Annotated in this window: 1 protein-coding gene; it reads left to right on the top strand. The window is 57.5% G+C overall.

Annotated features, from left to right (window positions below):
* Positions 1-4,299 (top strand): tandem-95 repeat protein (locus tag ACFWW2_RS01500; RefSeq protein WP_393925593.1); only part of this gene is annotated, 4,299 nt, incomplete at its 5' end.
* Between the last annotated feature and the right edge of the window lie 125 nt (positions 4,300-4,424).

Genomic DNA, 4,424 nt, shown 5'->3' with positions numbered 1-4,424 from the left:
GGCGACGGGCAGCAAGGCGATGACTCGGGTGCCGCCATCCAGGCCCGCGTTTTTGATGCGAATGGCGTTGCTCAAAACCCCAATCCGATCACAGAAGATGTCGTCACCTCGATTGATACCGCCACACTTCTTGGCAATGACAGCGATGCCGACGGGGATGCGCTGACGATGACAGCTGTGTCTGCCACCAGTACGCATGGCGCGACCCTGGTGCTAAACACCGATGGGACGATCAGCTATGATCCAACCGGCGCAGACGCTGTTCAGGCTCTGACAGAGGGCCAGACCCTGACGGATACCTTCACCTACACCATCAATGACGGCAATGGCGGGGAGAGCACCGCAACCGTTTCAGTCATTGTGCACGGAACCAACGATGCACCTGTTCTGGCACTTGCACTACCCAATCAGTCTTCAGCGGAAGATGAAGCTGTGAGCTTTACACTGCCAACCAATGCATTCACGGATGTAGAGGGCGATGCACTGACCTTGAGTGCGACGCTGGTTGGGGGTGAGGCACTCCCGGACTGGTTGGTGTTTGATGCGGTTGCGGGGCGTTTCTCGGGTACACCGCCCGAGGACTTCAATGGAATGTTGAATGTCTGGGTGAGGGCCAGTGACGGGTCTCTTTCACATGGCGATGCCTTTGCACTTGAGATTACCCCTGTCAACGACGCACCTGTGGCGGCTGATGATGTGGCCCAAAGTTCCACTCCGATCACAGAAGATGTTGTCACCTTGATTGATGCCGCCACCCTCTTGGCCAACGACAGCGATGTCGATGGGGATGCACTCACGGTGACGGCTGTATCTGCCATGAGTGCGCATGGGGCCGCGCTAACACTGAACACCGATGGGACGATCAGCTATGATCCCACCAGCGCAGATGCTGTCCAGGCCCTGGCAGTGGGTCAGACCCTGACGGATACATTCACCTATACCGTCGATGACGGCAATGGCGGGCAGAGCACCGCAAGTGTTTCAATCATTGTGCACGGCACCAATGATGCGCCTGTTGTGTCCATTCCATTACCTGATCACTCTTCCGCAGAAGATGCAGCTGTGAGCTTTGCGCTGCCAGCCGATGCATTCACGGACGTGGATGGTGATGCACTGACCTTGAGTGCGACGCTGATGGATGGTGCAGCCCTGCCGGACTGGCTGGTGTTTGATGCGGTTGCGGGGAGCTTCTCAGGCACACCGCCGCAGGACTTCAATGGCACATTGAGTGTTACGGTCACAGCCAGTGACGGGTCTCTTTCAGAAAGCGGCACCTTTGCGCTTGAGATTACCCCTGTCAACGATGCCCCTGTCGCGACTGATGATGTTGTTCAAAGTCCCACTCCGATCACAGAAGATGTTGTCACCTTGATTGGGACAGCCACCCTTCTTGCCAATGACAGCGATATCGACGGGGATGCGCTGACGGTGACAGCTGTTTCTGCGACGAGCACGCATGGTGCTGCCCTGACGCTGAACACCAACGGGACCATCAGCTATGATCCAACCGGCGTAGATGACGTTCGGGCCCTGGCAGAGGGCCAGACACTGAAGGATACATTCACCTATACGGTCGATGACGGCAATGGCGGGGAGAACACCGCAACCGTTTCTGTTGTTGTGCACGGAACCAACGTTGCGCCTGTTCTGGCACTTGCATTACCCAATCAGTCTTCAGCGGAAGATGAGGCCGTGAGCTTTGCGCTGCCGCCGAACGCATTCACGGATGTGGATGGCGATGTGCTGACCTTGAGTGCAACGCTTCTTAATGGTGCGGCACTCCCGGGCTGGCTGGTGTTTGATGCGGCTTCAAGGAGTTTCTCGGGCACACCACCCCAGGACTTCAATGGCCATTTGGCTGTCACGGTGACGGCCAGCGACGGGTCCCTTTCAGCAAGCGGCACCTTTGCGCTTGAGACTACACCTGTCAACGATGCACCTGCCGCGGCTGATGATTTTGTTATCCAAATTCCTGCTCCGATTACAGAAGATGTCGTCATTTCGATTGATACCGCCACCCTTCTTGCCAACGACAGCGATATCGACGGAGATGCGCTGTCGGTGACAGCGGTTTCTGCCACGAGTACACATGGGGCCGCGCTGACGCTGAACACCGACGGGACCATCAGTTTCGATCCAACCGGCGCAGATGCTGTCCAGGCCCTGGCAGAGGGCCAGACACTCATTGACACATTCACCTATACGGTCGAGGACGGCAATGGCGGGGAGAACACTGCAACCGTGTTCGTCGTTGTGCGCGGAACCAACGATGCACCTGCCGCAGCTGACGATGTTGCTCAAACTGCCACTCCGGTCACAGAAGATGCTGTCGCACTGATTGATGCAGCCATGCTTCTCGCCAACGACAGCGATGCCGAGGGGGATGCGCTGGTGATGACAGCGGTTTCTGCGACAAGTGCACATGGGGCCGCCCTGACGCTGAACGCCAACGGAACGATCAGCTATGATCCAACCGGCGCAGACGCTGTTCAGGCCCTGGCAAATGGCCAGGCCCTGACGGATACATTCACCTATACGGTTGAGGACGGTAAGGGCGGGGAGAGCACCGCAAGTGTTTCAATCGTGGTTTATGGAACCAATGATGCACCTGTGGCGGCTGATGATGTGGCACAGAGCTCCACTCCGATCACCGAAGATGGTGTCACCCTGATTGAGACCGCCTCGCTTCTCGCCAATGACAGCGATGTTGAGGGGGATGCGCTGACGGTGACAGCGGTGTCTGCACTGAGTGCGCATGATGCCATCCTGACGCTGAACACTGACGGGACGATCAGCTACGATCCAACCGGCGCAAACGCTGTCCAGGCCCTGGCAGATGGCCAGACCCTGACGGATACGTTCACCTATACCGTCGAGGACGGCAAGGGCGGGGAGAGCACCGCAAACGTTTCGATCGTTGTGCACGGAACCAACGATGCGCCTGTTGTGGCCCTTGCATTGCCTGATCAGTCTTCAGCAGAAGATGAGGCCGTGAATTTTGCCCTGCCAGCCAATGCGTTCACGGATGTGGATGGCGATGCGCTGACTTTGAGTGCGACGCTGGTTGGGGGTACGGCCCTGCCGGGCTGGCTGCTGTTTGATGCGATTACAGGGAGTTTCTGGGGCATACCGCCCCAGAACTTCAACGGCATATTGAGTGTCACTGTGACGGCCAGCGATGGCTCGCTTTCAGCAAGCAGTGCCTTCGCGCTTGATATTACCCCTGTCAACGATGCGCCTGTTGCGGCCGATGATGACGTGACGCAAAACGGGACCATCATTACAGAAGATGTCGTCATCCTGATTGATACCGGCACGCTTCTTGGCAATGACAGCGATGTCGAGGGAGATGCGCTGACGGTGACAGCGGTTTCGGCCACGAGTGCGCATGGGGCCGCCCTGACGCTGAACACCAACGGCACGATCAGTACGGTCCGCTATGATCCCACCGGCGCAGATGCTGTTCAGGCCCTGGCCGACGGCCAAACCCTGACGGATACATTCACCTACACGGTCAATGGCGGTGAAAGCACCGCAACCGTTTCAATCGTTGTGCACGGAACCAACGACGCACCTGTTTTGGCACTTGCATTGTCTGATTGCTCTTCAGCAGAAGATGAGACCGTGAGCTTTGCACTACCCGCGAATGCGTTCACGGATGTGGATGGCGATGCGCTGACCTTAAGCGCGACGCTTACGGATGGTGCGGCCCTTCCGGACTGGCTGGTGTTTGATGCGGCTTCGGGGAGCTTTTCGGGCACACCGCCGCAGGACTTCCATGGCATGTTGAGTGTCACGGTGATGGCCAGCGATGGGTCCCTTTCAGAAAGCGGCACCTTTGCCCTTGAGATCACACCTGTCGATGATGCACCTGTCGCGGCTGATGATGTTGCTCAAAACCCCACTCCGGTCACCGAAGATGTTGTGACCCAGATCGGGACAGCCTTCCTTCTTTCCAACGACAGCGATGTCGACGGGGATGCACTCACGGTGACGGCTGTTTCTGCCACGAGTGCGCATGGGGCCGCGCTGACGCTGAACACCAACGGGACCATCCGCTATGATCCCACCGGCTCAGATGCTGTTCAGGCTCTGGCCGTCGGTCAGACCTTGACGGATACCTTCACCTATACGGTCGAGGACGGCAATGGCGGGGAGAGCACCGCAACCGTTTCTGTTGTTGTGCATGGAGCCAATGATGCGCCTGCCGCGGCTGCTGATACTGTTCGCCCGAATGAATTCCTGGTCAATGAGTTTACCCATAACGCTCAACACGACCCGAATGTGAGATATAGCTGAAAGTTGGTGATAGCCCCTGAGGGGCGGCATATCATGGCGTTGTTGACGCGCCGCAATTCTCATTTGAGAAAAGGATATGCCACATGACGAAGACTACCATCACGACGTTGCCCGATCCACATGGA

This window comes from Yoonia sp. R2-816 (assembly GCF_046762905.1).
In the GTDB taxonomy this organism is placed as follows: domain Bacteria; phylum Pseudomonadota; class Alphaproteobacteria; order Rhodobacterales; family Rhodobacteraceae; genus Yoonia.
Note: the sequence above shows the minus strand (reverse complement) of the source record. Positions and strands in the feature narration are given on the sequence as shown.